We start from the raw sequence: 26,867 nt of genomic DNA on the forward strand, positions 1-26,867 counted from the left end.
TTTTTCCGGCTTAGGAAGGGTTCCAATGGACACGATTAATAGACACCACTCATGCCCTCTGGACGATGCTTGAAGCGTCGATGCACCCAATAGTATTGGTCTGGAATTCTCACGATCTGATCCTCCAGGAACAAGTTCATGCGACGGGCGTCGTCCGCGTCGTTTCCGGAAGGGAAATCGTCAAGCGGCATGAAGACTTTTAACTTGTAGCCGCGAAAGTTCGGCAGAACTTCCGTCACGAACGGAACGACCCGTGCTCCCCCGAGCCTTGCCAGCCGCGGTATTGACGTCAGCGTACAAGCCGGTATTCCGAAGAAGGGAACGAAAACGGAGTTATTGATACCGTGATCCAAATCGGCGGCCAGCATGACCGGCGTGCCCGAGCGAAGCAGCGCGACCACCTTTCTCGCGCTCGTCGACCGCTCGATTAACTCAGCGCCAAACCGGCTGCGCTGACGCTTGGCCAGCGCGCACATGCGCGTGTTCGACATGCGAGTGTAAAGCGCGGCCACTGGGGAGTTTGTCGAATAAAGCATGCAGCCAATTTCAATGGCGACGAAGTGAAAGCCCATGAAAATGGTCGGCGGGGCGTTTTCATCGTCGAGATCGATCTCGCTGTCGATCTCGACGATAGAGCGTATCAAGTTCGCGCTGCCGTACCACTGGATGCCGCGTTCGAGATAGCTGCGGATTACGTGACGAAAGTGATTTTTGGCGAGTGCCTGATAATGCGCTTCGGATTTGCCGGGAAAGCAAAGACGCAGATTGACGAGAACGATGTGCTTGCGGCGGCTCGGGATCTCAAAGAGCGCCCCGCCGAGTGCGCTGCCGAATCGGGCAACCCATCCGTATGGAAGCATCGAGAGCGCCCGGAGCAAGAGCGCGACTGGCGAAATGCCCAAGCGTTCTGAAATCTGTTCTCGGGAATGAGGAAGAGAATCGGCTTTCATGGGGCAGGTACCACCCGGTAATAAACACCGTTTGCTCCATATGCCGGCGCGAGCCAGCTATTTCCGCATACATAGTAGGTGCCGTTGACGTTGCTCGGTCGGAAGCAGCCGGCAGGAAGTGTAGGGTATACATTTCCCATGGCGTAGGACGTGCCTGCCGCGACGCCGGCGTTGTATGCATTCGCCGTGGCCACCGAGTTGTTCGCCGATGCAACGGCCACGCCCGCCGCGACGCCGACCACCGCGCCGGCCGCAGCGGCGCCTGCCGTGTTCCAGCCGCCGCAGTTGTAGCAGCCGGAGCCGTAGTTGTTCACGACCGTCGGCGGATGATAGGCAGGAACGGGCGCGCGATAGTACGCGCTGTGATAGCCGCTCGCGCCCGACGTGTTCGTGTAACTCGTATAGCTGGAACCCGTCGCGTGATAGGCCGAGCCACCGTATGCATTCGTCGCGCTCGTGCCCTGGCCGTAAGTGTGGGTCGCGTTGGCGCCATAGGCGCCGGTCGCCGTGGTCTGTCCGGAGCCTTCCTGATGCGACGCGCTTCCGCCATATCGACCCGACGCGGTCGTCCCTTGTCCATACGTATGGGTTTCGCTGTTGCCGTAGGCGCCGCTACGCGTGGTGGAGCCCGAGCCTTCCGCGTGATATGTGCTTCCGCCATAGGCGTTGGCGTGAGACCATGCGTGAACGGATCCGCATGCGCACACGGTGACGAGCAAGCCCAGCAGACGGACAACCAAAACTTTCATTACGTCTCTCCTCACTGAGCCGCGCTTATCTTTCTGCCGGGCGGAGGTTTCATTCCGGGCGCATCGACGGCAACCGGCGCATCCGGACGTGCGAACGCAATGTGTGCCGCGCCTGCGGTGTTGGTGAACGTGAAGGCATCCTGCGCCACGGTGACGTCGAGCGACCATTCGGACAACTCGAGCACGTGGCGCAAGCGCGCGGGATCGTCGAGATAGACGGCGTAGATGCGGCGCGGCAGCTTGTCTTCCGTGCCGATCCATATCTGCACGAATACGTCGCCCGTGACATACGCCACCATGTCGGTCGTCGTTGCGCCGACCACGCTCGACTGGCCGATATAGAACGCGATCTTCAAGCCATCGGCGATGTCCTTGTACGGATCGGCGACGATCACATCCGTGAACGGAAAATAGATCGCGCCGGTCGTGAACGCGGCCGCAAGCGCGGCGTCGATGGTAGGCGGCGCACTGGTGACGGCAACCAGCTTCTCCGTCGGCGCATAGGCCGTCATGGTCTTGCCGTCGTAATAGAAGTCGGACGGCGGACCATCTGCGAGCGTCACGACCTTGAGCTTGTCGGGCCGCTGCATCGTGACCAGCGAGTTCGTCGAATAGACGAGCGGCGGGCCGAGGCGGCTCGGACTCTCATACGAGACGACCGCTCTGAACGACATCGACCTTGCGGCAGCGAGGCGAGCGCACGCGGATTTCAGAATGTCGATTGCCTTCGGTTCGAGCCCGGCCTGAAAATCAGGCGCGGCTGGGGTGAAGTGGTGCTTCGCTGCAGCCTTGGCTTGATGCGTGGCCGGTTTGGTTTGCTGCGCATAACCGCCCGTGCATACGAACAGACTGCACGCGAGAACAGCGATGCGCCGTGCTGATGCCTGATATGTCATCGCGGCCTCGAGAAGCTGATGCGGTTCAACGACTCAAGCCGTCAACGGCTAAGGGATCATGCCGCATTCGAACAGCTTGTTGGCGATCGGCGCCGCCACGCGGTTGATGAATTCGGCACGCATTTGCGGATCGTCGCGCAGCAGTTGTATGGCTTGTTGCTCTCGCTCGGGTTTCGGTCTTCCTGACTTCTGCGCCCGTTCCTGCCACAACTGTTCGCAAGACGAACCCTGATACTTCTGCACGATATCGCCGGCCACTCTGTCCACGACCGGAAACTGAGCGAGCGCGATACACGGAAACAAAAGCATCGGAACCATTCCAAGCCACGGAAGACGCTTGCTCATGGGACTGCCTCGCCTTTGTAGTGCGATTCGTTATCTGTCTTGACTCGATCGAATTTGAGAGCAAGGTGCGCTTCAATGAGAAGCGTATGCGAGCATCGCACCCACCGATATGGGACCTAGGGCCTACGCCTGTCACGCAAATATCTTCTGCGTGCGCTGATAAAAAATGCTTGCAAAGCCGATAATTCGAACCTCGAAGACGCGTCGATGTTTACTCCATGGCCCCCCGTTCCTATTGACATGTCCGTTGTGCTCGCTAACGAACGTACACGCATGAAGGACTGATATTTCCCTTTACCGTTATTAACGGCCAGCGTAGTCTTTGCTGGAATACAGTGCCGCCCGGCCAGATTGAGCCCGAAAACAGGTAATGATTACGCGGCAGAACAGAAACATCCGTCTGAGAGCGGCATCGTCTACAACCTAATGCTTCCTGGAAGCGCTCCTAACGCACTGCGATAAAGGGTTGACGTGACGTTTGTCGCGACGCAGCTCACAGTCCAACTGACGGCCTTCAATTCAGTTTCCATCGGCGAGCTTGTGGCAGCCGACATCGGATACGTGAACGATTCATTTGGATGCCTAACAGGAGTCCGTTATATGACGACCGTATCTCCTAACGTGATCATTGCCGCGACGAAGCCGGACACGGTGTCTTCACGTCAGCGTCGCAGCACTACACCCTGGCCTTTCAGGGTACTGTTCTCGATCAACGAAACGCGCTCGAAAGCGCGTCCTGCGCAAGAGTTGCCAGAGTTGCAAGAGCTGCAGGAGGTCAAGTCGAACGGCTCCGGGGAGCAGGGTGGTCCGCTGCAAGACCTCGACAATGATCAGTTCAAATGCGCGCTGGAACTGCTGCCATTCGCGATACTCACGTCCAATCCCGACAACGAGATTCTCGCCGCGAACATGGGCGCTCAGAAACTCTTTGGTTACAGTCAGATCGAGTTACTCGGTGAATCCGTCAACACGCTGATACCGGGACTTGCGTACGACGTCGAAGCGACGCTGGCGGACAATCGCTTTCGGCTGCCTGATCCCTCGGTGGGCGGCGCACGCGATCTCGTGGCGCGACGAAAGGACGGCACGCAGTTTCCAGCGGAAATCACGGTCAATCGCCTTTCGTCGGAGCAGCACGCGCCGACGCTGACCGTGGTGATCGACCGCACCGAACGATACGAGCTTCAGCGTCATCGGCAGGAACTTGCCCATCTGACGCGCATCTCCACGCTGGGAGAGCTGGCTGGCTCGCTGGCGCATGAACTCAATCAACCGCTCACGGCAATCTTGAGCAACGTGCAGGCAGCGCAGCGATTTTTGAATGCGCAGCCGATCGATCTCGACGAAGTGCGCGAGATTCTCGTGGACCTCGTCGATGACAATCAGCGTGCGAGCGAAGTCATTCGCCGTATTCGCGCGCTCGTCAAGAAGGGCGAACTTGAAGCTGCGCCACTCGATCTTTCGGGCGTGGTTGGGGATGTCGTGCTCCTGCTGCATAGCGACGCGATCGTGCGTGGCATACGCGTGTTCGTCAATATCGCGCCAGACTTGCCGCCGGTGTTCGGCGACAGAGTGCAGTTGCAGCAGGTCGTGCTCAACCTCATGCTCAACGCGTTCGATGCAATGGACCGCGAAGGTCAGCAAATTCGCGAAGTGATCATCGACGCCACGCTCGATACCAAGGCCCTCCTGCGTGTCGCGGTGATCGACCGTGGAACCGGTCTCGAAGACAACATGATGGATAAGCTCTTCGTGCCGTTCTTTACGTCGAAGCGTGACGGGCTTGGCCTTGGGCTTTCCATCAGCCGCTCGATCGTCGAGATGCATGGCGGGCGTATCTGGGCGCAAAGCAATCCGCAAGGCGGTGCGGCCTTTTATTTCACGTTGCCCGTTGCATCCGCGGCGGCCCTGCAATTGCGCAATCAGCCATGAGCGATCATCCGCCGATCGTGTTCGTGGTCGATGACGACGAAAGCGTGCGCCGTGCCTTGACGCGCCTGATTCGTTCCGCAGGATATCGCGTCGAAGGATATGCGTCGGCGCGAGCGTTTCTGGATCGACCTTCGTCGATGGACGCCGAAGCCTGCCTCGTTCTGGATGTCCAGTTACCCGACCTCAATGGGCTCGCATTGCAGCGCCAGTTGAATGCGACCGGCGTGACTCTGCCGATTATCTTCGTCACCGCTCACGGCGACATCGCGATGACGGTCAACGCAATGAAGGCCGGCGCCATGGATTTTCTGACCAAGCCGGTTGGAGAGGCCGATCTCTTCGTCGCAATCGAGGCAGCCTTGCTGCATGCCTCCGAGGTGCGCGCGCATCGCGTCGAGGCAGACATCATCCTCAATCGCCTGAGCCGGCTCACGCCGCGTGAGCGCGAAGTGCTTTCTCTACTTGCAGAAGGCCGCGTCAACAAGCAGGTCGCCTGTGAACTCGGGACAGCGGTCAAGACCATCAAGGTCCATCGCGGTCGAGTTCTGGAGAAGATGGAGACGCATTCGCTCGCCGAGCTCGTGCGAATCCTCAATAAGGCGAACGTCCTGCATATGTTGAAGCACGCGCTCGCGCACTGAAGCGCTCGAGCTGCGCGACGCGTTCGCCTTCGGCGGCATAAGTCCACGGTCCCATAGCAGCCACTTCCGATTTGCCCTAGCCTGTACCCAGAATCCAGTGCGACCGCGCACCGCGATGTCTCCGGGGGAAACGCTCGCCATGATCCAGGTCAAGCCGTTCGTAGCCATAGTGGATGACGAGGAATCGGTGCGCCGCGCGATCAAGCGACTTTTACGTTCCGCCGGGGTTGCTTCGGAAACCTTCAAGACGGGTGACGAGTTCCTGGAGATGTTCGAATCGATTCCGTCGTATCGGCCAGCGTGCGTCGCGCTCGACATACAAATGCCGGGCGCGAACGGGCTCGAGGTCCAGCGGCGGCTCGAAGGCAGCGGCGTCCCCGTGATTTTCATCACGGCGCACGATCAGGCCGCGATCCGGCAAGAAGCGTTCGCCAAAGGCGCGGCAGGCTACTTGACGAAGCCATTCAACGACGAAGTGCTGATCAAGGCCGTGCGGGCCGCCATTGCCATGAACGACGAGACGTAGCGACAAGCGTATTACGCGACCGGGAATCGGCATGCGATGAAGTTGGAGAAAGGAGGCCATTTCAATTCGGAAACCGAATCGATAAGAAGGAAGAGTTTCAAGCTAAAAGCGGACATTACAACTTAGCCACTACAACCTCTTGTTGCCGCTAAGTTCAAATGTCGGGGTTGCAGCTAAATACAGATGTCGCGTTTCGAACGGATGATTTGCTTGCTTGCGTTCGGATTTCGGGGTTGGGGCGGCGCAGCCGCCCCCCGTTCCCGCAATGCTTTGGCGCTGACTTCGAGAATGGCTTCGTTCATATCCGCGATGTCCAGTGCGCGTTGCTTCTTCAGTCCTTCAAGTGCCTTCTTGGCTTGAACCTGTTCACCGCGATGCGTGCGTGACGGTGCATCGGAGGCACGACGATCATCGCGTTTGGCCTGCAGGAGTCGTGCAGCTTCGAGTGCGTGGGCCAGCCGCTTGTTCTCGACTTCGGCGCCCTGATCGATCCGGGCAATACGGTCGTACGTGCCGCAGGAAAGCACTTCACCGTTGGCCTGAACTTCGACGCTGCCATTCGGATATTCGACCACCTCGACTTGCTGGTGAATCAGCAGGCGGTTGGCGGGCGTGTCTTCCAGCAGATACATCACTCGGTCGTACTGCACCGTCAACGTATGGGTCACCTTGCGCCAGACGCGATGGGCCAGAAGTTGCGTCAGATCGTCGTCGGCGCGCAGGGGCCGATGGGCGTCATGGTCGCTGCGTGGCGGCTTGCCGAAGCGGTGATTGAAATCAGCGATGAAGGAGGGCGCATAGGCATTAGCCGCCTCCCAGGTGCTGATGCCGCGCAAACGCAACTCCTTGACCAGCCGGTCCTGCAAAGTCAGGTTGGCGCGTTCCACGCGCCCTTTGGCCTGGCTCGTGTTCGCGCAGAATGAATCGATGTTCAGTTCGTACAAGGCGCGGCCGAACTGCGTCACACCTTTGCCCGCCGTGCTCGAGCGGTTCTTGACGTAGAAGACACTGGCCTTGTCGCTGTAAAACGCCATTGGCTTGCCATGCACGCGCAGATACTTCGAGAGCGCCTCGAAATAACTGAAGGTCGACTCGGTCGCGGTGAAATGCAGCGTCATCAGCCGCCCGGTGGCGTCGTCGATGAACACCAGCAGCGTGCATTGTGGTGCACGGTCTTCAAACCAGCGATGCTCGCTGCCGTCGATCTGGATCAATTCGCCCAGGCACGCGCGGCGATTGCGCGGCTGGTGAATCCGCGGCGGGCGCTGCTTGCGGGGTAACCAGAGGCCCGCAGTCGTCATCAGGGAACGGATCGTCTCGACGGCCAGTTCAATGCCGTGACATTCCCGTAACTTCTCGCAGGCCAGCGTCGGACCAAAATCGACGTAGCGCTCCCGGATCAGCGCAACTGCACGCTGCGCCACGCCGTCCGGCAGCCTATGATTACTCGCGCGTGCGCGCTTGCCCGAGACCAGACCGTGCGCGCCGTCTGCCCGGTAACGCAAGACGAGCCTCTCGATCTGCCGCACGCTCAAGCCCAGCCGTTCGGCGGCACGGCCTGGCTTGAGTTGGCGCCCAGCCACGGCCTGAATCACTCTGAGTCGGTCCAGTTCGCGCATCGACATCGTGATGGTCCCAGTCATGTTCATGGCCCGCGCTCCTGAAACGCTTGTCTGGCCACGAACCTACGGCAAAATGCGACATTTCTACTTGGCAGAAACACGACATTTGAACTTGGGACCTACACCTCTGATGTCGATAATTAACATTATGTTAAATCGTGAATCGTTGCTAAGAATCGATAACGCCCAGATTCCCTCACTTACCAGCGCCCGACCAAATACCGAGCGATTGCCCCCAAGCACATCCAACCGCACGCTCAACGCAAAATGTAATAATCCCGCACAATCAAAATCCCGCCAACCGCTGCTCATGCCTGATCCAAACATCGTAAGCGCAGCATCCACCGACGCAGCGTGGGCCGAGTTTTTCGAGCATTTCAAAAACTTCGACCAGCGTCGGAAAGAACAAAAGCAGCGCGGCCTGAACGATTACAGTCTCCTGGCCGCCGTCCTGCAAATCAGCGATGAAGTACGCCTGCACTCGCGCTTCCTGTTTTCGATGCTCAATCCTGACGGGGCCCATTTTCAAAACGGTGCTTTCGGCCAAGCGTTCATGGCAACGCTTGGCTATGCAGACTGGCTTGACTGGTCAAAGGTCCGCGTTTTTCGCGAACACGACTACATCGACCTCTACCTCACAGACGGCGAGCGTCACGTTCTCATCGAAAACAAGCTGAACGCGATCGATCAGCCAGGACAAGTGAGCCGCTATATCGATTCGGTAAGGGCATGGTGCAACGAGCGCGAGATGCCGGCGTCGTCGGACCACATCCTGTTTGTCTACCTCTCGAACGGGCGGCGGACGCCCACTCACGTGAGCCTACAGCCCTACGAGTTAAGCGCGTCGAGCGACGGATCATTCGTCGTCGACAAAGAGCAGCGCAAAGTAGCTCGATATGCAAACGCGCATTATCGCGATCACATTCAGTCGTGGATTTCTACGTGTCTCGAACGGGTGCGTCACGTTGACAACTTGCGCAATGCATTCATGGAGTATCGTCTCGTCGTCGAACGAGTGACTAAAACGCATAAGAGCCGCGTGATGAACCTTGAAGATTTTTTGCTGGAAGATTCGGCTGAACTGGACAGTCCCACGCGTATCCGTCATGCCTTCGAGATTGCCCGCCAGGTCTCCTCGCTAAAGGCGAAATGGTTGACCGACATGTTCGAAGCCGGATTGCGTGAACTGCTCGACCGCGTCGCTCGTGATCACTTGATTCCAATTGACGCCGCAGAGAGCGAGGACCTCGAGCCTTTCCAGTTCGCGCCACATCACGCGCGGAGATTCTTTCTTGAACGCGGCAACAGAGACGCGAAAAATAAAGGCAGATTCTGGCGCTTTTTGACGAGATCGTCGTTCGGTCCGATCGCGCTGGCAGTGTTATTCGGCGCCAGGAATCTTCACATCGGCTTGCTGCCGCTTCGGCTCGGCGATTCAGGCGACATGGGCTTCGATGGTAAGAGACCCATCGACGAATTCAAGCTTGTTCATAACGCGCAGATCTTCGAATTCAAGCAGCATGCGGCGATAAACGGAGTGTTTCCAGGCCTCATTTCCTGGACTGTTCGTCTTGACGAGGAAATAGAGAATCTGTCGAGATTTGAAGACAGCCGCTCGAAGTTCGTCATGATCGCGCTCCTCGAACACGTGCTAAAAGAAAGCGCCGCCCTGCTTCACCGATCACAAACAGAAAACGAAATTTTTACCAGATGATTTCCCGTCGCTCACTTGCCGGCAAAGTTTGCGACGAGTCATCAGGCCATTAAAGATTAGATGTCACCCGCGTTGCGTGCACACTTCATGCAACGTGTTCAATCGCCGCACCGGTTCGACGACGTAAGGATTCGTTTCATCCCACGCATATCCGGCCAGCACGGCGCTGATCATGCGTCGAATCTGCGGTACCTGGTCGCGCGCGAAGATGATGTCTTGCAGCTTGCCCGTGTACCAGTTCTCGACGAACGCGCGAAACGTATCGATACCCTTGCGCAGCGGCCGGTCGTATTGCGCCTGCCAGTCCACGGCCTCGCCGTTCAACTGACGTTTCAGCGTTTCCACTGCAAGATGCGCGGATCGAAATGCGATCGTTACGCCCGAAGAGAACACGGGATCGAGAAACTCGCCTGCATTGCCGAGCAGCGCGTAACCGGGGCCATGCAATCGCTCGACGTTCGCCGAATAGCCGCCGATATGTCGCACGGGCATCAGAAATGGCGCATCGCCGATCAGGCGATTCAACGTCGGCTCGCTCCGAATCAACGAGCGCAGCTTCGCTTCGCGTTCCGCTTCCGGTACATCGAGCACAGCAGCTTCCGCGACGCATCCGACAGACGAGCGCCCGTTCGCCAAAGGAATCATCCAGTACCACACGTCGCGATGCTCCGGATGCACCGCGACCGTGATCTTGTTGCGATCGTGCACGCCAACGGGAATCCCGTCACGCACGTGTGTGAAGATCGCGGCGCGCGTCGGCATGCGCGTGGGCGCTTCGAGATTCAAGAGACGCGGCAACACGCGGCCGAAACCGCTTGCATCGAGCACGAAGCGCGCATTCACTCGATAACGCGTGCCGGCTTCGTCGGCGACTTCGAGCACGGGCGCATCACCCGTTTGCATGTCGAGCACCGCATGGCCGAAGCGCACTTCAGCGCCCTGCTTCGCCGCGCGCCGGATGAGGATGTCGTCGAATACCGCGCGCTCGACTTGATACGTCGTGCCCCATCCTTCCGAATGCTTGTCGCGGAAATCGTAGGCCGAGGCTTGATCGCGATAGACGAAGTGCGCGCCGTTCTTGAACTGAAAGCCCGCTTCGACAACGTCCTGCAACATACCCGCCTCTTCGAGGTACGCCATGCTCTGCGGCAACAGACTTTCGCCGATTGAAAAGCGCGGAAAGTGCTGCCGTTCGAGCACCAGCACCGAATGCCCTGCTTTGCGTAGCAGCGCCGCTGCAACCGCGCCCGAAGGGCCCGCACCGATGATGGCGACATCGACCGATGCGTTCATCGAAGTTTCTTTATTCATTGCTATTTCTCATCATTGGGGCTGCAAAGCGTAGGGCAAATGCGACGCTTTAACAACGCTTAAGCAACGCATCAGCGATTACAATCGTGCATCCCCGTACCAAAGATTCAACACTTACTTCTTTACCGGATTCAATTGTGCAGAACACCGCATCATCCAGCGTACCGTTCGTTTCCGAGACGGCGTTCGGCGTCTGGTTTCTGCGCACGCATACGTGGGAACACCACGTTTTGCGTGTCGCCATCAACGACCTCAAGCGCCTGATCGACGGGCCACTGCCCGAGCGGCCCACTATCGTCGACGTCGGCTGCGGCCAGGGTATTTCGTTTCGTCTGCTGGCGAAAGCGTTTGCGCCGCGACATATCGTCGGCATCGATTTTCACAAGCCTTCGCTCGAACTCGCCGCTCAAGCCGCGCGCATTTGCAAAGACAATCCCGACACGGCCGCAACGCGCATCGAAGTGCTGCACGGCGACTGCGCCAGTTTGCCGCTCGGCGATGCGAGTGCCGATATCGTCTTCTGCCATCAGACGTTCCATCATCTCGTCGAGCAGGAACGCGCGCTCGCCGAGTTCCGCCGCGTGCTCAAACCCGGCGGCGTGCTGCTGTTCGCCGAATCGACGGATGCTTACATCAAGTCATGGGTCATCCGTCTGCTGTTCCGCCATCCGATGCATGTGCAAAAGAGCGCGGACGGCTATCTCGAGATGATTCGCGAAAGCGGGTTCAGCTTCGAATCGCGCAACGTTTCGCTGCCTTACCTGTGGTGGAGCCGCGCGAAAGACTTCGGACTGCTGGAGCGCATCGGCCTCTATACGCCGAAACCGGGCAAGCGGCGCGAGACGCTCGTCAATGTCGCGGCTGTCAAGACGCTTTGATCGAACGACGCAGCGCACCGGTCAAACGTGCGCTGCGTCTCTCCTGCCCTACTTCTTCAGCGTCACTACTTCGCCCTTCAACGCTACGCCCGCGATCAACGCACCTGCGCCGCAGGTGAACTCGGTCGCGCTTTCGCGCTCGGAGTTCCGGTAATTGCTCTTGATGTTGATCACGGCATTGCCGCCTTCCTTGCGCGCGCGCTCCTGCAATTCAAGCACCGCCGACAAGAACACGTGCTGGCACGCCGCCTCATCGCTCTTGCCGAATGCGTTGGTCTTCTTGTTGGTTGCAAATTCGCCAAGCGACTTGATCACGCCCGGATGCTTCTGACCCGCGAAATAAAGCGGGATGTCCTGATCCACCTTGCCGCCTTCGCTCTTGAGCGCGGACTCGACAGAATAGTTCTCGACCGTATCGCGCGCGAACGCATGCGACGACAGTAGGCACGCGCAAAGCGCCGCGCAGATCATTTGAAGCTTCATGATGTCGATCCCCTTGAACGTGTGTTTATTCGTTAGCGAGCTGGGCGATATCACCGCGCACGGCGAGCGTCGATCCGTTGTTGCTCGCACCGCACGTGAACTCCTTGTGTGACGACGTTTCCGTGCGCTGGAAGCGCGTCGTCACATTGACGACGGCGTTCGCCTGACGCGCGCTTGCGTAGTCGCGCAATTGCTTGAGCGCCTGGTTTAGTGCCATGTTGCACGTCACGTCCTGACCATTCATATCGCGCGGGAGACGCACGCGCACTTCCTTCGTTTCGATCAGCTTCTTCACGCTCGCGTGCGGCTCATCGCCGAAATACAACGCGACGCCCTGCTTGCTTTGCGTTTGCACATCGGCGGGCATCGGCAGCGTGCGGATTTGGGTTGTGCATCCGGCTTGCAAAAGCACGATGCTCGCTATCAGTCCCACTACGATCTTCTTCTTCATTTTGTGGTCACTCGCATTGTTTATCGAATCACGCCCGTAACCGCGCCGACGGACAACGGTCAAACTCTTGCGAACATCAGCGCCGCGCAACTTCCCCCGAATCCGAACGACACCGACATCGCACGGTCGATGCGCCCGTCGCGTGTGGTCTGTACGAGCGGCATATCGCGCACGACCGGGTCCGTCGAATCGACGCGCCGTGTGCCTGCGATAAAACCATCGCGCATCATCAGCAACGTGTAGATCGCCTCGTGCGCGCCGCATGCTCCGAGCGGATGCCCTGTCATGCCTTTCGTCGACGAAAACGGCGGCACGCGGGTTCCAAATACGTCGCGCAACGCGTGCAGTTCCTCTGCGTCGCCGAGCGGCGTGGAAGGCGCTTGCGTGTTGATGTACTCGGGCCATTCATCGACGCCGCCCGCTTCATCGAGCGCCATGCGAAGTGCGCGCGCGATGCCGTTGCTGTGCGGCGTGACCATGCCCGCGCCATCCGTGCTTTCGCCAAAGCCCGTCAGTTCCGCATAGATGCGTGCACCGCGCGCACGTGCATGATCCAGCGATTCGAGCACCAGCACGCCCGCGCCGGAGCCGATCACGAAGCCATCACGGGCAGTATCGTATGGACGCGAGGCGCGCGACGGCGTGTCGTTGAAGCCGCGCGACAACGCATGCATCGCATCGAACATCAGTGTCATGTTGTCGTGCAGCGCCTCGCTGCCGCCCGCGAGCACGACGTGTTGCCGTCCCGTCTGGATGAGCTGCATCGCCTGCCCGATTGCAAGCGCCGACGTCGTGCACGCCGATGAAGGCGAGTACGCGACACCCTCGATGCCGAAGGTCTGCACGACGTTCGCCGACGCCGTGCTGCTCATCGCGCGCGGCACCGTGTACGGCGGCGTTCTGTCGATGCCGTGCGCCTGCACCGTGGCGATCGCCACGTCGTACTCCGCCATCGCGCCGACACCGGAGCCGATCACCGCGCCTGTCTTCGGCGAGCGCAGCGTGGCGTCATCGAGCATCGCGTCGTCGATTGCTTTGCGCGCCGCGTGACACGCGAAGCGCGCGGTGTCGCCCATGAAGCGCTCCAGCTTGCGCTCGAACGGTGGTTCGTCAGCGACCGATGCCACTGCCGCAACCTGCGAATGAAAACCGCGCTCGCGCCACGCGTCGATCCGCGTGATGCCGCTGCGGCCTTCGCGCAACGCATGGCTCACCGCGTCGAGCGAATTGCCGAGACACGAAACGATGCCCATGCCCGTCACGACGACGCGCTGCATGACCCGCGTCCGACTCATCGCACGCGCCGGAAAATCAGCGACGTATTGATGCCGCCGAACGCGAAGTTGTTGCTCATCGCGTATTCGGCATCGATTTCGCGCGCTTCGTGGCGGATGTAGTCGAGCGGCGCGCAAGCGGGATCGATATCCGTGAGATTGAGTGTCGGCGCAAACCAGTTGCGCTTCATCATTTCGATGGTCCACCACGCCTCGATCGCGCCGCATGCGCCGAGCGTGTGCCCGATGTAGCTCTTGAGCGAACTGATCGGCATGCGCTCGCCGAAGGTTTGCGCAGTGGCCTGGCTTTCCGCGAGATCGCCGCGGTCCGTGGATGTGCCATGCGCGTTCACGTAGGCGATTGCCTGCGGTTGAAGCCGCGCATCGTCGAGTGCGAGCTGCATCGCGCGCGCCATCGTGCTCGCGGTCGGCTGCGTGATATGCGCGCCATCCGAATTGCAACCGAAGCCAACGATCTCCGCGTGAATCGTCGCGCCGCGCGCTTTCGCGTGTTCATACTCTTCGAGCACCAGCGTCGCTGCGCCTTCGCCGACGACGAGGCCATCGCGCTTCGCGTCGAACGGACGCGGCGTGAGCTGCGGTTCGTCGTTGCGCGTGCTCGTTGCATAGAGCGTGTCGAACACAGCGACGGCCGGCCCCGACAGTTCTTCCGCGCCGCCCGCGAGCATCATCGTCTGCTTGCCCGTCGCGATGGTCTCATACGCGAAGCCGATCGCCTGACTGCCCGACGCGCACGCCGACGACGCCGGAATGACGCGGCCCTTCAGATCCCAGAACAGGCTCACGTTGACGGCGGTCGTGTGCGGCATCATCTGCACGTAGCTGTTCGATGTGACGTCGGTCATCGAGCCGGTGTTGAGCATTGTGCCGAACGCGCGAATCGGCTCGACCGATCCCGACGATGAACCATAAGCCACGCCCATGCGGCCGTCGCTGATCGATGCATCTCCGGCGAGGCCCGCATCGGCGAGTGCGAGTTCGCTCGCGCGCACCGCGTACATCGAGACGAGGCCCATCGAACGCGTCTTCTTGCGCGGCCACGCGGCGGGCTGCTCGAACGCGGGCAGCGGACATGCAAGACGCGTGTGCAACGCTTCGAAGAAATCCCATTCGGCGATGCGGCGCACCGCGTTGCGACCGGCCTTCAGCGCGATTTCGACTTCGCTCCAGCAATCGCCCAGCGCCGTGACGCCGCCCATGCCTGTAACGACGACTCGTTTCATCAGATCATCCCGCCGTTCACGCCGATCACCTGGCGCGTCACATAAGAAGCCGCATCCGACATCAGAAAGCCCACGACCGCGGCCACTTCGTTCGGCTGGCCGACACGATTCATCGGCACGGTTTTCAGTGCATGTTCGACGGGCGCGTCGGCGAGCATGCCCGTTTCGATCAGCCCGGGCGCGACGCAGTTGGCCGTGATGCTGCGCGATGCCAGTTCGACGGCGAGCGCCTTTGTCGCGCCGATCAGTCCGGCCTTCGCGGCGCTGTAATTCACCTGCCCGCGATTGCCCATCACGCCCGACACCGATGCAATCGTCACAATGCGGCCGCCCTGTTTTGCGCGGACCATCGGCATGGTCAGCGGATGGATCACGTTGTAGAACGCGTCGAGACCGGTTTCGATCACGACGTCCCAGTCTTCGCCGCTCAGCGCGGGGAACGCGGCGTCACGCGTCACGCCCGCGCTGCATACGATGCCGTAATACGGACCGTGCGCGGCGACATCGGCTTCGAGCGCCGCGCTGCACGCGGCACGATCGCGCACGTCGAACTGGATGACGCGCGCCGAACCGCCCTGCGCCGCGATGCCGGCGGTGACCGCCTCGGCTTCGGCACGGCCCGTGCGGCAATGCACGGAGACGGCGAAGCCGTCGGCGGCCAGTTGATATGCGATCGCGCGGCCAATGCCGCGGCTCGCGCCCGTTACGAGAACTCGACGGCTCATGCGTTCACACTCCCTTCGATGAACGTCTGGAAATCATGTGGCTGAAACACTTTGATGACGGCATCGGCCCAACGCTCGCCGTCATGTTCGATGATGCATTCGTAAGCGCCGTGGCCTTCGTCGCTGCGCAGGACTTCGCGCACGCCGATGGTCAGTTGCGCGTCGCGCGCGAACGTACTCACATGCGCTTGATAACTCCGCGTGCCGAGCAGCACGCCGGGCCGCGCGACGCCACCCGCGCGCAGCGCGCAAAGCGAGACGTGCGCCGCCACGCCTTGCGCCATCAGCTCGATGCCGATCCACGCGGGCATCGCCCCGTGCGCGTCCGCGTACCACGCGTCGGGACGCACGGTGGCGCTCGCGGTCAGCATGTCGTCGCTGCATGACAAGACGGCATCGAGCAGCAACATCGTGCCGCGATGAGGAATGATCGCGTCGATCGGCGGAATGGTGATGTGACTCTCGACGATGACCGTCGCGTCTGTCGTGCTGTTCATCGTCTTCAACCCGCGAGAATGAGGCTGACATTGCTGCCGCCGAATGCGAAGGAATTGCTCATGACGTGGCGCGTGCCCGTCGCGCGCGGAAGCCGACGCTGCGTCTGCACCAGATCGAGCGCGGGCAACGCGGCGTCCGCTTCGCCATCCCAGCGATGCAGCGGCAAGGGCATATCGTCATGGGCGAGCGTGAGCCACGCGAAGCCGAGTTCCGTCGCCCCTGCCGCGCCGAGCAGATGGCCGGTGAAGGGCTTCGTGCCGCTTGCGGGCACGCCGTCCGGGAAAACGCGCGCCATCAGATGCGCTTCCATTTCGTCGTTCTTGCGCGTGGCCGTCGCGTGCATGTTCACGTAGCCGATGCCGCCGGGCTGCACGTGCGCATCCGCGAGCGCCGCACGAAGCGCGATTTCGCCGCCTATACCTTGCGGATCGGGCGCCGATACGTGATGCGCATCGCTCGATTCGCCCGCGCCCGCGAGCCGCACGGCGCCTTCTTCACGCGTCATCATAAACACGGCCGCGCCTTCTCCGATATTGATGCCGTTACGGTTGCGGCTCATCGGATTGGTGCGCGCGGGGCTCACGGAATCGAGCGATGCGAAACCTTGCACGGTCAGCTCGCACAGCGTATCGACACCGCCCACGATCAGCGCGTCGCACAGATTCAGTTGCAACAGACGACGAGCCGACACGAACGCCTTTGCACTCGACGTACACGCGGTCGACACCGTGAACGCGGGGCCTTGCACGTTCAACGCGGCTGCCGCGAACGGCGCGGCCGTGCCGATTTCCATTTGCCGATAGTCGAAGCGTGGCGGGAGCGCGCCCGTCTTCGCGCGATGCGCGAAGGCTTCTTCCGCCGCGCCGATCCCCGACGTACTCGTGCCCAGCACCACACCGATGCGCGCGGACCCATAGCGTGCGCGCGCCGCTTCGATATCGTCGCGAATCAGTTCGAGGGCGGCCAGCAGCAAGCGATTGTTGCGGCAGTCGAAGCGCTCCAGCGCGGCGGGCGGCGCGATGTCGAGCGGCGCAAGCACGCGGCCGACGAATGCGTCGCCGCTCTTCATGGTCATCGGCCCCATACCGGGCGATTGCGACGCGGCGAGCCCCGTCGCGACCGATGCGGTATCGCTACCGAGCGCGTTGATCATGCCGAGCGCATGCAGATAGACAGGCGGCAGCGTCATGCGTGTTTCCTCCCTTCCTTGGGCAATTCGGCGGGCATGCCCATCGGCGCGAGCAAAACCGCGATCAGAATGCCGAGCGTGAGCGTCGCGCCGAAGCTCTTGAGCGCGGGCATGGCGCTGATGCCGAGCATGCCGAACGACAACAGCGTCGTCGCGGCCGACAGCAGCACGCCCGTCCAGACCGCGCCGATGTCGGCGCCCGCGCGCAGCCAGCCTTCGCGCAGAAACACGGCGTAGTTGGCACCGACGCCGATCACCAGCATCAGCGCGAGGCAGTTGAATAGATTGACCGGCACGCGCGCATAGCCGAAAGCCGCGAGCGTCACGCCGATTGCGAGCAGCACGGGCAGCGTCGTCGCGACTCCGCCACGCAAGCTATAACGCGCGATCATCAGCACGAGCACGAGCAGCAGTGCGCCGCCGAGCCACATGGCGCTGTCGAGACGATATTCGCCGAAGAGCTTCGACACGCTCGCCGCCTTGTCGACGAACGCGACGCCTTCCATCGCGTGCGCCGTCGCGATCAGCGCGGGAAGATTCGAAGGCGTCACGCGGCGCGGCATCACGATAGCCGCATAAGCTCGCGCGCCTTTGGCTTCGACTGCACCGAGCCACAAATGCGCAAACGGCCTGGACCACGGCGTCGCGAGCCAGCGCTCGACGGTCAGCGGCGGCGTGTCATTGCGCGCGAACGAATCGATCCACGCACGCGCGACGTCGTCGCGAAAACCGGTTTGCAGTAGCGTTGCGCGCAAGCTGTCGGGATGGTCGAACACATGTTGCGCGAGCAGTGCGTGGACGTCAGATTGACGCTTCTGCGACGGCACGAATTGCGTGATCGAGCGCCAGCCATCGACGGATTGATCGCCCGGCAGCGCGTCCAGCTTGTCGCCGAGCGCCTCGGCGCGTTGCAGCACGCTCTCCGGTGACGCGCCCTGCACGACGAAGAACTGCGCCGTGTTGTCGATACCGACTGCATCGCGTACCTGATTTTCCTGGGCAACGAGCGCGGGATCGCGTTGGATCAGTAGATGGATGTCGTCGTCACTTGTGAGCAGCAGCCAGCCGGGCGCGCAAACGACGACGATCACAACCGCGACCAGCCACGGACGCTTCGCACCGATCGCGCGCTGCCAGTGCGTGAGCAGCACGGCCGCACGCGCGAACGCGCGCCGTTGCGTGGACTTCGGTCCTTTCGGCCCTCTCGGTCCTTTCGGCAACATCGCGGGCAGCAGCGACATCACGGAGGCGAACGCAACGCAGATGCCGGTCATCGCGAAACAGGCGATTTGCTTGAGCGCGGGAAACGGCGCCCATGCGAGGATCGCGTAGCCGAGCAGACTGGTCGCGAGCGCCACGGCGAGTGCCGGCCGCACCGAGCGCGCGCCGTGCTGCGCGTCCCAGTCGCGCGGTGCGCCGAGATAGACGACGAAATACTGAATCGAATAATCGACGGCCTCGCCGATCAGGCTCGCGCCGAACACGAGCGTGAGCAGATGCAGCTTGCCGAACACGGCCATCGTCACGGACAGCGCACCGGCAATGCCGAGTGCCGTCGACAGAAAGCCGAGCAGCAGCAAACGCGGCGAGCGGAACACCCACATCATCAGCAGCGCGATGCCGCACGCGGACGCGATGCCGATCAAATGCACTTCCCGTTCCGAGGCCCGCCGCGCCGACTCCGCGTAGAACACGGCGCCCGCGCGCGCGACGGTTGCATCGGGCCATGCGGCATGCAGCGACGCTTCCGCCTGCGCCGTTGCGGTCAGCACCGCACGCTGCACGCGCGACTCATAGGCCGATCCGTTCAGCGTCGTGACGACGAGCACGCTCGTCATGTCGCCGCGATGCGCGACGAGCAGGTTGTCGTCGAGATCGAGATTCGAGGTCGCGAGCGGCAAGTCCGACAGCCAGTGTTCGAGCCAGCCGAACGGATCGTCGGCGAGCTGTGTTGCAAGCGGGCCGCGCACGGGGTTGTAGACGCGTTGCATCAGCGCGTTACGAAGCGACTGGTCGCCGTCGGATGCGTGCGCGAGTGCATCGCGATCATCGCGCGTCATCAAACCGAAGCGATACGGCGTGTAGAGCGCGCCGATCTGCGCCATGTCGAACGGCGGCAAATCCGCCGTCACCGACGCGAACGCGCCGCTCTCTTTCAATGTCGCGCCGAATCGTCGGGCGGCGGCCTTCGCATGATCCGCGTCAGAGCTCGACACGAGGAACACCGTGCGGTCGCCGAGCGCATTCGCCAGTTGATCCACGGCTTTTTCGGCGACGGGATTCGCTTCGGTCGCGGGAAGCAGCGCAAGCAAGTTGGTCTCCAGCGGCGACGGCCCGCTGAAGCGATGGACGCAATACAACACGGCGACGAGCGCAAGCGCGAACCATGCGGCCCTGATGCGGCATGGCGTTGCCGTGCGTTGCCAATGCCACGGCGTCATGGCGTGCTCAACAATGCGCGATCCGCTGACGGCAATTCGTCGATCGCTTCGCTCTTCGTGAACGCGAGGCGCGTGACGTCACCGTTCGCGAGATCGATTTGCAGGCCGCGCAGGAACGCGCCGCCCGTCATGTGCAGGCCCTGGATCGCTTGCGCCAGTTGCGGCTGGTTCGGCTTGAGGCCGAGGGTCCAGTCGGACGCGGTGCCTTGCGCATCGACATCGAACTGCGAATACAGCGCGGACAAATCGCCGCCGAGCATCGCGCGCATCATCTTCGATACTTGCGCGACGCCGCGCACGCCCTGCGCGCTCTTCGTGCGCACGCGGCGGCCGTTCGCATCGACTTCGGCCACGCCCGCGTCGGTGATGACGAACGTCACCGCGTAAGGCGTGTCCACGCGCCAGATCACGCCGCGATCGCGCACGAATATCAGCGTGCCCGTGCTTACGAGCGGTTGCTTCATCGCGGAAAGGGTCTGCGTCTGCGTGAACTGCGCACGCACGCCCTTCATTTGCGCGAGCCTCGACGTCACCTGCGAGACGAGCGCCTGATCCGCGTTCGCGGCGTACAAAGGCGCGGTCACGAGCAGCGACGCCAGGAATGCTGCGCGAATCATTTTCAACGTGCCCATACCCGCTCCAGCTTGTCGAACACAACGGGCGGCGACACGAATTGCAACTCTTGCGTGGCCGCCTCGACCGCGACCTGAACGGTGTAGCCCTTAGTCAGACGCACGCCGGTTTCGCAATCGACGAGTTCATAACCGATCTTGAGGCGATTCTCGTATTCGAGCAGTTCCGTGCGCACCTCGATGCGTTGCCCGTATGTTGCCGGTCGCACGTACTTCAGATGCGCCTCGACCACCGGCCACACATAGCCGGATGCCTGCATCTCGCGATAGTCGTAGTCGAACGCCCGTTGCAGCGCCGAGCGCCCTGCTTCGAAATACTTCAGATAGTGGCCGTGCCAGCACACGTTCATTGCATCGACATCGTGAAACGGTACTTCGACGATCGCACTCGCCTTAAGCGTGCGGGCTTGCATGCGTTCCGTCATGACGCGGCTCCTTCATTCGGATCGACCAGCGCGCACGCGGCGATGCGCGCCGTCAACGCGCGCAGATCGCGTTCGAGTGCGCGGTCTTCGTCGACGAAAGGCGAAACCGCCGCGACCGTCGACGCGAACGCGCGCAACGGCGCGGGCACAGGCGTTTCCGGATCGAGCCGCAGACGCAGTTGCATCGCCTGCACGGCGGCCAGCGTGTGAGCGGCGGCCACCTGCTCGGTCAATTCGAGCACGCGCAGGCAGTCGCGCGCGGCGATGGTGCCCATGCTGACCTTGTCCTGGTTGTGCGCCTCGGTCGAACGCGAGAAGACGCTCGCGGGCATCGTGTGCTTCAGCGCTTCCGCCGTCCATGCCGACGCCGAAATCTGCACGGCCTTGAAGCCGTGATTGATCGGCGCGCGCGCGTGCGTCGCGCCGGTGAGATTGCGCGGCAGGCCGTTGTTGAATTTATCGTCGACGATCAGCGCAAGCTGGCGATCCATCAGGTCGGCGAGATTCGCGACGGCCGTCTTGAGCGCGTCCATCGCGAACGCGATATGTCCGCCGTAGAAGTTGCCGCCGTGCAGCACGCGCTCCGAGTCCGGGTCGATCAGCGGATTGTCGTTCGCGCTGTTGAGTTCATTTTCGATGTCGCGGCGCATCCACGAGAGCGCATCCGACGCAACGCCGATCACGTGCGGCGCGCAACGAATCGAATAGCGATCCTGCAGCCGATGGCCCGGCGTATCGTCGCGGCCCGCGAGATCCGCGCGGATCCAGGCGGCGGCTTCGGCTTGGCCCGCGTGCGGCTTCACTGCGAAGATCGTCGCGTCGAAATGCGCCGCGCGGCCGTCGAGCGCAACCGTCGAAAGCGCCGTGAGACGCGCGGCGAGCCGCGTCAGATGACGTGCGCGTGCGAACGCGAGACACGCGAGGCCGGTCATGACCGCCGTGCCGTTCATGAGCGCCAGGCCTTCCTTCGGTGCGAGCCTGAGCGGCGTCACGCCGAGTGCGGACCAGACGTCGGAAGCATCGCGCAGTGCGCCACCGAACATCACGTCGCGTTCGCCGACGAGCGCCGCCGCCACATACGACAACGGCGTCAGGTCGCCGCTCGCGCCGACCGAGCCTTCCGACGGAACGCGCGGCAGCACGCGATGATTGATCAGGTCCGCGAGCCGTTCGAGCAGCACGAGACGCACGCCTGAAAATCCGTATGCGAGCGAGTTCAGCCGCGCGGCAATGACGGCGAGCGTCTGCGCATCGTCGAGATATGCGCCCATGCCGCAGCCGTGATAGCGCGTGAGTTGCAGCGGCAGCGCTTCGACGAGTTCCATCGGCACATCGACGACGCACGCGTCGCCATATCCGGTGTTCACGCCGTACACGGTCTTGCCTGCGGCGAGATGGCGGCGCAGAAAGTCCGCGCCGCGTTCGATACGCGCCCGCCAGCCGGCATCGGCGTTCAGCGACACGGGTGCACGTTGCGTCGCGATCGACACGACTTCTTCGATCGTCAGATGACGCCCGCCGATGGTCACGGCCTGCTGCGCATTGCGCGGCGCTCGAAGGTCGTCGATCAGGTCATGCTCGGACATCGTTGCCTCCAGGCGTTGCGCCTTCCGTCGTCGCTTTGCCGGGGCGCGCCCAGAAATCGAAGAAATTGAACCATTGATAAGGGGCCTTGCGGCAATAGTGCTCGAGACGCGACGCATAGCGCTGCGCCCACGCCGCGATGTGCTGCGCGCGTTCGCGGCGCGGCAATGCAATGCGCTCGGCGAACGGCTCGAAGTACAACCGGTAACGCGCGCGGCCGCTTGCGTCGCGTTCCTTGAGGCAGAAGAAAAGGTAGACGGGACAACCGAGCGCATGCGCGAGCACATACGGGCCTTGCGCGAACGGCGCCGTCGCGCCGAGAAAGCGTGCGTCCGCCGTGCGGCCCGATTCGCGCGCGGGCACGCGGTCGCCGACGATCACGAGCAATTCGCCCGCGTCGATGCGTTCCTTCATCATCATCGACGTCTCGGGGCCGAAGTCGCTCACCTGCATGAGCCGCTTGGCGAAGTCGCCGTGCGCCGTCGACAGCACGCTGTTGAAGCGCTTCGCATGCTCCGTGTAGACGATGGCCGTCACCTTCGCGTGGCCGTTGCGCACCGCGAGCGCGCGCGTCATTTCCAGGTTGCCGAGATGCGCGCCGATCACGAGCGCGCCGCGTCCGCTCTGGACGAGCGCTTCGAACGCGGCGGGTTCGTCGAACACGACGTCGTCCTCGGCGATGCGGCCCGACCACGCGGCGAGCTTGTCCAGCCCGGATTGCGCGAACGCGAGCATCTGCCGATAGGCGGATCGCCAGCCGGGACGCGGCGTGCGCGCATCCGGCGCGGCATGCTGCAAATGCGCGAAATAGCGATGCGACGCGGCGCGCGCATCGCGTCCCGTCAGCAGAAAATAGCCGACGATCGGATGCAGCCAAAGCCCCGTGAAACGCATGCCGAAGAACCGGCAACTGAGCGCGAGCAGCGCCATGCCGAGCCGGCTGCCACGCTCCGCGACGCGCCACCAGCCGGTCTCGGCGCGCGCGTGTGCGGATGTCCTGCGCGGCATCGCCTTGTGCGCGAGCAGCATCGGCAGACGCAGCAACATGCCGCACACGAGCCGCGTATGACTCGCGCTGATGCGCACGTTGTCCCACAGCACGTCGAAGTGCGATACGCCATCGGTCGCATAGGTCACGCGCGTCGGCACCGTGCGGAACGCGACACGCCGCCAGTGCAGACGCACGAGAATTTCGATGTCGAAGTCCATGCGCGTGCCGAGCCGCACGCTGTCGATCAGCGCGCACACCGCGTCGAGCGGATACAGGCGAAAGCCGCACATCGAATCGCGGATCGTGAACGACAGCGTTTCGATCCAGACCCACACGTGCGTCACGTAGCGGCCATAGAGACGCGACTTTGGCACGCTTTCGTCGTACACGGGACGCCCGAGAATTACCGCGTCCGGTTCGGCGCGCGCGGCCGCGAGAAACGCCGGCACGTCGTTCGCGTCGTGCTGGCCGTCGGCGTCGATTTGCAGCGCGTGGGTGTAGCCCGCTCGGCGCGCCGCACGCAGCCCGGCCATCACCGCCGCGCCCTTGCCGCCGTTCTCGGGCAGGCGCAGCAGCGTCATCTGCTCGGCGTAGTGTGCGGCGAGCTGCGCGAGGACTGCTTGCGTGGCTTCGTCGCTGCCGTCATCGACGACGAACATCGGCAAGCCATGCACGGCGAGGCGCGCGAGGGTGCCGCCGATCGCGTCCTTGTGGTTGTAGATCGGAATGACGATGCAGGTTCGCACGCTCGCGCCGCTCATGCGTGCTCCCGATACACGACGACGCCCGACGCGCAGTCGCGCCCGTTCAGTTGATAAGCGAACTGAACGCGGCGCCGCGCGGCGTCGTGCGCGAGCCGCAAGTCGAGCACCGCGCCCGGCGGCACGGGCGCCATGAACTTGAGACGATCGATCGATGCTGCATCGCGCGCGCCCGCAACGTGCTCCGATGCGAGCCGGATCGCCCAGTCGACCTGCACGACGCCAGGCAGTATCGGCAGATTCGGGAAATGACCGCCGAAGTGAATCAGCGTAGGCGGCACGCGCAGTTCGTAGCGGAGATTGTCGCCATCGCGTGCTTCGGAGAGCACTTCGAAGCCTTCCGCGCGCACACCGAACGCCGCCGCGACGGCTGCTGCGGGCAGCTTGCCGCGCGCATCGAACGGCAGCGCGATGCGAAAGCGCCAGCGGCGCGGCAACAGCACGACGTCGAAATACGCGGCGAGATGACGGCGCAGCGTCTTCGCGAGCGCGACGCGGCCTTCGTCGCGGAGTGCGGCGCTGCCTGCATCGCTCAGCGCGACCACGGCGCCCGCGCGCTCGCGCGACGCCCCCGCGAGCGGCACGACGCACGCCTGCGCCACATACGGATGCAGCGCGAGCCGCGCTTCCATCTCCGGCAACGACACGCGCTTGCCATCGAGCTTGATCACGCGATCGAGTCGGCCTTGCAGGCGGAAGCGGCCGTCATCGTCGAAGAGAATGGCATCGTCGGTGCGATGCCAGCCGGCGTGGCTCAGATGCGGCGAGCGCACTTCGAGCGCGCCATCGTCCGCCCGGCGGACATCGACGCCTTGCAGCGGCAACCATGCCGCCGCTTCGTTCTGCCTGCGCCACGCGATGCCGCCCGTTTCCGTGCTGCCGTAGATTTCCACGGGCGATGCGCCGAACACGCGCGCGTAGTCGTGCGCCGCGTCTGCCGCGAGCGGTCCGCCCGATGAAAAGAACACGCGCGGCGCGGGCGAGAGCTGCGCGAAACCGGCGAGCGCCGCCCAACGCGCGAGTTGCGCCGGCGAGGACACCATCACGGTCGCGCCGCATCGTGCAATGCGCGACTGCACTTGCTGCGGCTCGACGCACGTCGCGCGATCGAAAGCGCGGCCGGCGGCAAGCGGCCACAGAATGCGGAACAGCAACCCGTAGATATGGCGATGCGGAACGCTCGCGAGGATCGTCGCACTGGCGGTGAGCGTGCCCCATTCGCGTTCGAGCGTGCGCACTTCGGCGTTGAACTGGGCGAGCGTCTTGTGGATCGGCTTGGGGCTGCCGCTGCTGCCCGACGTGTAGAGCGTGAGCGGCGCGTGCGGGTCGATCGGCAATGGCGCCGTGGCGGACCGCGCCGTTTCCGTTGCGGCCAGCGCGCGGACATCGTCGTCCGTCAGCATGGCGTCGTAGGCGTCGGCGAGATCGGCGAGATAGCCGGGCGCCGAACTCGCGGGAATCACCGGCTCCTTGCCGCACGCGAACAGCGCGAAAAGCGCGCAGGCGAAGTCGAACGGATCGTCGATGCAGAGCGCATAGCGGCGAGCGTCCTGCTCGCGCAGCCACCACGCGAGCGCCGCCGTGCGCGTGCGCCACGCCGCGTGCGTGATGATGACGTCCGCCGTACCGGCGCGCTCGTCGCGACATACGGGCGTGAGCGCGTCGCGTGGCGTGCATAGCAAATCGTGCAGTGCGATCATGCCGCTTCTCATGCTGTTTCCACACGCCGCGCACGCGGCAGAATCACGAGATAGCGCCATACGATTTCACCCACCAGCAGCGCGCCGATGAGTCCATACGAGATCGCGCCGTTGTACAGCGACCATGCCTCGCGCCGCCAGTACAGCGCGGTATAGAGCGAGAACAGGCCGTTGGCGGCGAAGAACGCGCACCAGATCTGCGTGACACGGCGCGTGTGGCGCACGGCGGCATCGCTCAGATCGGGCGTGCCGATGCGCGCGAATTTTTCGATCATCGACGGACCGCGCACCAGTGTTGCGCCGAACGCGATCAGCAGGCCCAGATTCACGAGCGACGGATAGATGTGCAGCAGACGCTCGCTGTCGGTCCATACGATCGCGGCAGACGCGACGCTCAGCATGAACGCCACGGTCCAGTCGACGCGCGTGAGCCTGCGCAGCGACATGCCGACGACGCCGGTGCCGATGCAACGCTGCAGCCAGATCAGCGCGAACAGCACGCACCCCGCGTAGCGCGGCGCGTTCCAGAACCACGCGCCGAGAATCACCGCGGGATAAGCGAGCTTGAGCGCGACATTCAGCGCGAAGCCGGTCCGGCCGCGCGCGTTGGCGTTTGCATGCGCGTCCGGCGCACGCGCGGTCGGCGAGTGTGTCATTCCTGTTCGACGAGCAGCGACTCGACGGCGGTCACGACGTCCGCGACCGTGCGCACCGACTTGAACTCTTCGGGCTTGATGCGTCGGCCCGTCATCTCCTGCAGCTTGATGGCGAGATCGACTGCGTCGATGCTGTCCAGATCGAGTTCTTCGAACAGATGGGCCTCGGGCGTCACACGCTCGGGCTCGATTGCGAAGTTCTCTTTGAAGATCGCGCGGATGCGCTCAAGGATCTCGTTTTCGGTCACG

General features: G+C 62.7%; 26 protein-coding genes. 5 read left to right on the forward strand and 21 right to left on the reverse strand.

Annotation, left to right across the window (positions count from 1 at the left end; translation table 11 throughout):
* Nucleotides 1-35: 35 nt before the first annotated feature.
* The 4 genes from BRPE64_RS27525 to BRPE64_RS27540 are packed head-to-tail and all read right to left on the reverse strand — an operon-like array spanning nt 36 to nt 2,940.
* Nucleotides 36-950 (reverse strand): lipid A biosynthesis lauroyl acyltransferase, encoded by a 915-nt coding sequence (locus tag BRPE64_RS27525; RefSeq protein ID WP_084675867.1) that lies wholly within the window; start codon nt 948-950, stop codon nt 36-38.
* Nucleotides 947-1,699 carry a hypothetical protein gene (locus BRPE64_RS27530; protein WP_016348255.1) on the reverse strand — a complete coding sequence of 251 codons (753 nt, stop codon included), beginning with the start codon at nt 1,697-1,699 and terminating at the stop codon, nt 947-949. Before BRPE64_RS27530 ends, BRPE64_RS27525 begins: the two co-directional genes overlap by 4 nt.
* An 11-nt stretch (nt 1,700-1,710) precedes the next feature.
* Nucleotides 1,711-2,595 (reverse strand): DUF2092 domain-containing protein, encoded by an 885-nt coding sequence (locus BRPE64_RS27535; protein ID WP_016348256.1) that lies wholly within the window; start codon nt 2,593-2,595, stop codon nt 1,711-1,713.
* Nucleotides 2,596-2,643: 48 nt separating this feature from the next.
* The gene (locus tag BRPE64_RS27540; RefSeq protein WP_016348257.1) at nt 2,644-2,940 is read right to left on the reverse strand and encodes a hypothetical protein; all 297 of its coding nucleotides are present in this window, start codon (nt 2,938-2,940) and stop codon (nt 2,644-2,646) included.
* Nucleotides 2,941-3,540: 600 nt separating this feature from the next.
* Here BRPE64_RS27540 and BRPE64_RS27545 point away from each other — a divergent pair.
* The 3 genes from BRPE64_RS27545 (at nt 3,541) to BRPE64_RS27555 (ending at nt 6,039) form a co-directional block, all read left to right on the forward strand.
* On the forward strand, nt 3,541-4,872 hold the full coding sequence (locus tag BRPE64_RS27545) for a two-component system sensor histidine kinase NtrB (protein WP_016348258.1): 1,332 nt from the start codon (nt 3,541-3,543) through the stop codon (nt 4,870-4,872).
* Nucleotides 4,869-5,513 carry a response regulator transcription factor gene (locus BRPE64_RS27550; RefSeq protein WP_016348259.1) on the forward strand — a complete coding sequence of 215 codons (645 nt, stop codon included), beginning with the start codon at nt 4,869-4,871 and terminating at the stop codon, nt 5,511-5,513. Before BRPE64_RS27545 ends, BRPE64_RS27550 begins: the two co-directional genes overlap by 4 nt.
* 139 nt (nt 5,514-5,652) lie before the next feature.
* Nucleotides 5,653-6,039 carry a response regulator transcription factor gene (locus BRPE64_RS27555; protein WP_016348260.1) on the forward strand — a complete coding sequence of 129 codons (387 nt, stop codon included), beginning with the start codon at nt 5,653-5,655 and terminating at the stop codon, nt 6,037-6,039.
* Between the two features lie 173 nt (nt 6,040-6,212).
* Here the strand turns inward: BRPE64_RS27555 and BRPE64_RS27560 are convergent, their stop codons facing one another.
* Nucleotides 6,213-7,688 carry an ISNCY family transposase gene (locus BRPE64_RS27560; protein WP_016348261.1) on the reverse strand — a complete coding sequence of 492 codons (1,476 nt, stop codon included), beginning with the start codon at nt 7,686-7,688 and terminating at the stop codon, nt 6,213-6,215.
* Here BRPE64_RS27560 and BRPE64_RS27565 point away from each other — a divergent pair.
* Entirely contained in the window at nt 7,681-9,375 is a 1,695-nt protein-coding gene (locus tag BRPE64_RS27565) for a PDDEXK-like family protein (RefSeq protein ID WP_232519309.1), read from the forward strand. The genes BRPE64_RS27560 and BRPE64_RS27565 overlap by 8 nt on opposite strands.
* 63 nt (nt 9,376-9,438) lie before the next feature.
* Here the strand turns inward: BRPE64_RS27565 and BRPE64_RS27570 are convergent, their stop codons facing one another.
* The gene (locus BRPE64_RS27570) at nt 9,439-10,686 is read right to left on the reverse strand and encodes an NAD(P)/FAD-dependent oxidoreductase (RefSeq protein ID WP_016348263.1); all 1,248 of its coding nucleotides are present in this window, start codon (nt 10,684-10,686) and stop codon (nt 9,439-9,441) included.
* A 137-nt stretch (nt 10,687-10,823) separates the two neighbouring features.
* Between BRPE64_RS27570 and BRPE64_RS27575 the strand changes: the two genes are divergently transcribed.
* Nucleotides 10,824-11,564 (forward strand): class I SAM-dependent methyltransferase, encoded by a 741-nt coding sequence (locus BRPE64_RS27575; protein WP_016348264.1) that lies wholly within the window; start codon nt 10,824-10,826, stop codon nt 11,562-11,564.
* A gap of 48 nt (nt 11,565-11,612) precedes the next feature.
* Here BRPE64_RS27575 and BRPE64_RS27580 read toward each other — a convergent pair whose 3' ends face one another.
* The 15 genes from BRPE64_RS27580 to BRPE64_RS27650 are packed head-to-tail and all read right to left on the reverse strand — an operon-like array spanning nt 11,613 to nt 26,866.
* Nucleotides 11,613-12,047 (reverse strand): excinuclease ATPase subunit, encoded by a 435-nt coding sequence (locus tag BRPE64_RS27580; RefSeq protein ID WP_016348265.1) that lies wholly within the window; start codon nt 12,045-12,047, stop codon nt 11,613-11,615.
* A 25-nt stretch (nt 12,048-12,072) separates the two neighbouring features.
* Nucleotides 12,073-12,498 carry a hypothetical protein gene (locus BRPE64_RS27585; protein ID WP_016348266.1) on the reverse strand — a complete coding sequence of 142 codons (426 nt, stop codon included), beginning with the start codon at nt 12,496-12,498 and terminating at the stop codon, nt 12,073-12,075.
* Between the two features lie 59 nt (nt 12,499-12,557).
* Nucleotides 12,558-13,793, reverse strand: a complete 1,236-nt coding sequence (locus tag BRPE64_RS27590) for a beta-ketoacyl-[acyl-carrier-protein] synthase family protein (protein WP_044043445.1) — start codon at nt 13,791-13,793, stop codon at nt 12,558-12,560.
* Nucleotides 13,790-15,016 (reverse strand): beta-ketoacyl-ACP synthase, encoded by a 1,227-nt coding sequence (locus tag BRPE64_RS27595; RefSeq protein WP_044043447.1) that lies wholly within the window; start codon nt 15,014-15,016, stop codon nt 13,790-13,792. The genes BRPE64_RS27590 and BRPE64_RS27595 overlap by 4 nt, the downstream gene beginning before the upstream one ends.
* Nucleotides 15,016-15,741, reverse strand: a complete 726-nt coding sequence (locus tag BRPE64_RS27600) for a 3-ketoacyl-ACP reductase FabG2 (protein ID WP_016348269.1) — start codon at nt 15,739-15,741, stop codon at nt 15,016-15,018. Before BRPE64_RS27600 ends, BRPE64_RS27595 begins: the two co-directional genes overlap by 1 nt.
* Entirely contained in the window at nt 15,738-16,238 is a 501-nt protein-coding gene (locus tag BRPE64_RS27605; protein ID WP_051180587.1) for a hotdog family protein, read from the reverse strand. Before BRPE64_RS27605 ends, BRPE64_RS27600 begins: the two co-directional genes overlap by 4 nt.
* A 5-nt stretch (nt 16,239-16,243) precedes the next feature.
* The gene (locus BRPE64_RS27610; protein WP_016348271.1) at nt 16,244-17,428 is read right to left on the reverse strand and encodes a beta-ketoacyl-[acyl-carrier-protein] synthase family protein; all 1,185 of its coding nucleotides are present in this window, start codon (nt 17,426-17,428) and stop codon (nt 16,244-16,246) included.
* Nucleotides 17,425-19,869, reverse strand: coding sequence for an MMPL family transporter (locus BRPE64_RS27615; protein ID WP_016348272.1), 2,445 nt, complete (start codon nt 19,867-19,869; stop codon nt 17,425-17,427). The genes BRPE64_RS27610 and BRPE64_RS27615 overlap by 4 nt, the downstream gene beginning before the upstream one ends.
* A complete protein-coding gene (locus BRPE64_RS27620) occupies nt 19,866-20,501 on the reverse strand; it encodes a LolA family protein (protein ID WP_016348273.1) in 636 nt (211 codons plus the stop codon). Before BRPE64_RS27620 ends, BRPE64_RS27615 begins: the two co-directional genes overlap by 4 nt.
* A complete protein-coding gene (locus tag BRPE64_RS27625) occupies nt 20,489-20,926 on the reverse strand; it encodes an acyl-CoA thioesterase (RefSeq protein ID WP_016348274.1) in 438 nt (145 codons plus the stop codon). The genes BRPE64_RS27620 and BRPE64_RS27625 overlap by 13 nt, the downstream gene beginning before the upstream one ends.
* The gene (locus BRPE64_RS27630; protein ID WP_016348275.1) at nt 20,923-22,512 is read right to left on the reverse strand and encodes an HAL/PAL/TAL family ammonia-lyase; all 1,590 of its coding nucleotides are present in this window, start codon (nt 22,510-22,512) and stop codon (nt 20,923-20,925) included. Before BRPE64_RS27630 ends, BRPE64_RS27625 begins: the two co-directional genes overlap by 4 nt.
* Entirely contained in the window at nt 22,499-24,262 is a 1,764-nt protein-coding gene (locus tag BRPE64_RS27635; RefSeq protein ID WP_016348276.1) for a glycosyltransferase family 2 protein, read from the reverse strand. The genes BRPE64_RS27630 and BRPE64_RS27635 overlap by 14 nt, the downstream gene beginning before the upstream one ends.
* Complete coding sequence (locus BRPE64_RS27640) at nt 24,259-25,962, reverse strand: AMP-binding protein (RefSeq protein ID WP_044043775.1); 1,704 nt, start codon at nt 25,960-25,962, stop codon at nt 24,259-24,261. The genes BRPE64_RS27635 and BRPE64_RS27640 overlap by 4 nt, the downstream gene beginning before the upstream one ends.
* Nucleotides 25,963-25,970: 8 nt before the next feature.
* Nucleotides 25,971-26,618 (reverse strand): COG4648 family protein, encoded by a 648-nt coding sequence (locus tag BRPE64_RS27645; protein WP_016348278.1) that lies wholly within the window; start codon nt 26,616-26,618, stop codon nt 25,971-25,973.
* Nucleotides 26,615-26,866, reverse strand: a complete 252-nt coding sequence (locus BRPE64_RS27650) for an acyl carrier protein (protein WP_173405482.1) — start codon at nt 26,864-26,866, stop codon at nt 26,615-26,617. The genes BRPE64_RS27645 and BRPE64_RS27650 overlap by 4 nt, the downstream gene beginning before the upstream one ends.
* Nucleotide 26,867 lies beyond the last annotated feature (1 nt).

This window comes from Caballeronia insecticola (genome assembly GCF_000402035.1).
In the GTDB taxonomy this organism is placed as follows: domain Bacteria; phylum Pseudomonadota; class Gammaproteobacteria; order Burkholderiales; family Burkholderiaceae; genus Caballeronia; species Caballeronia insecticola.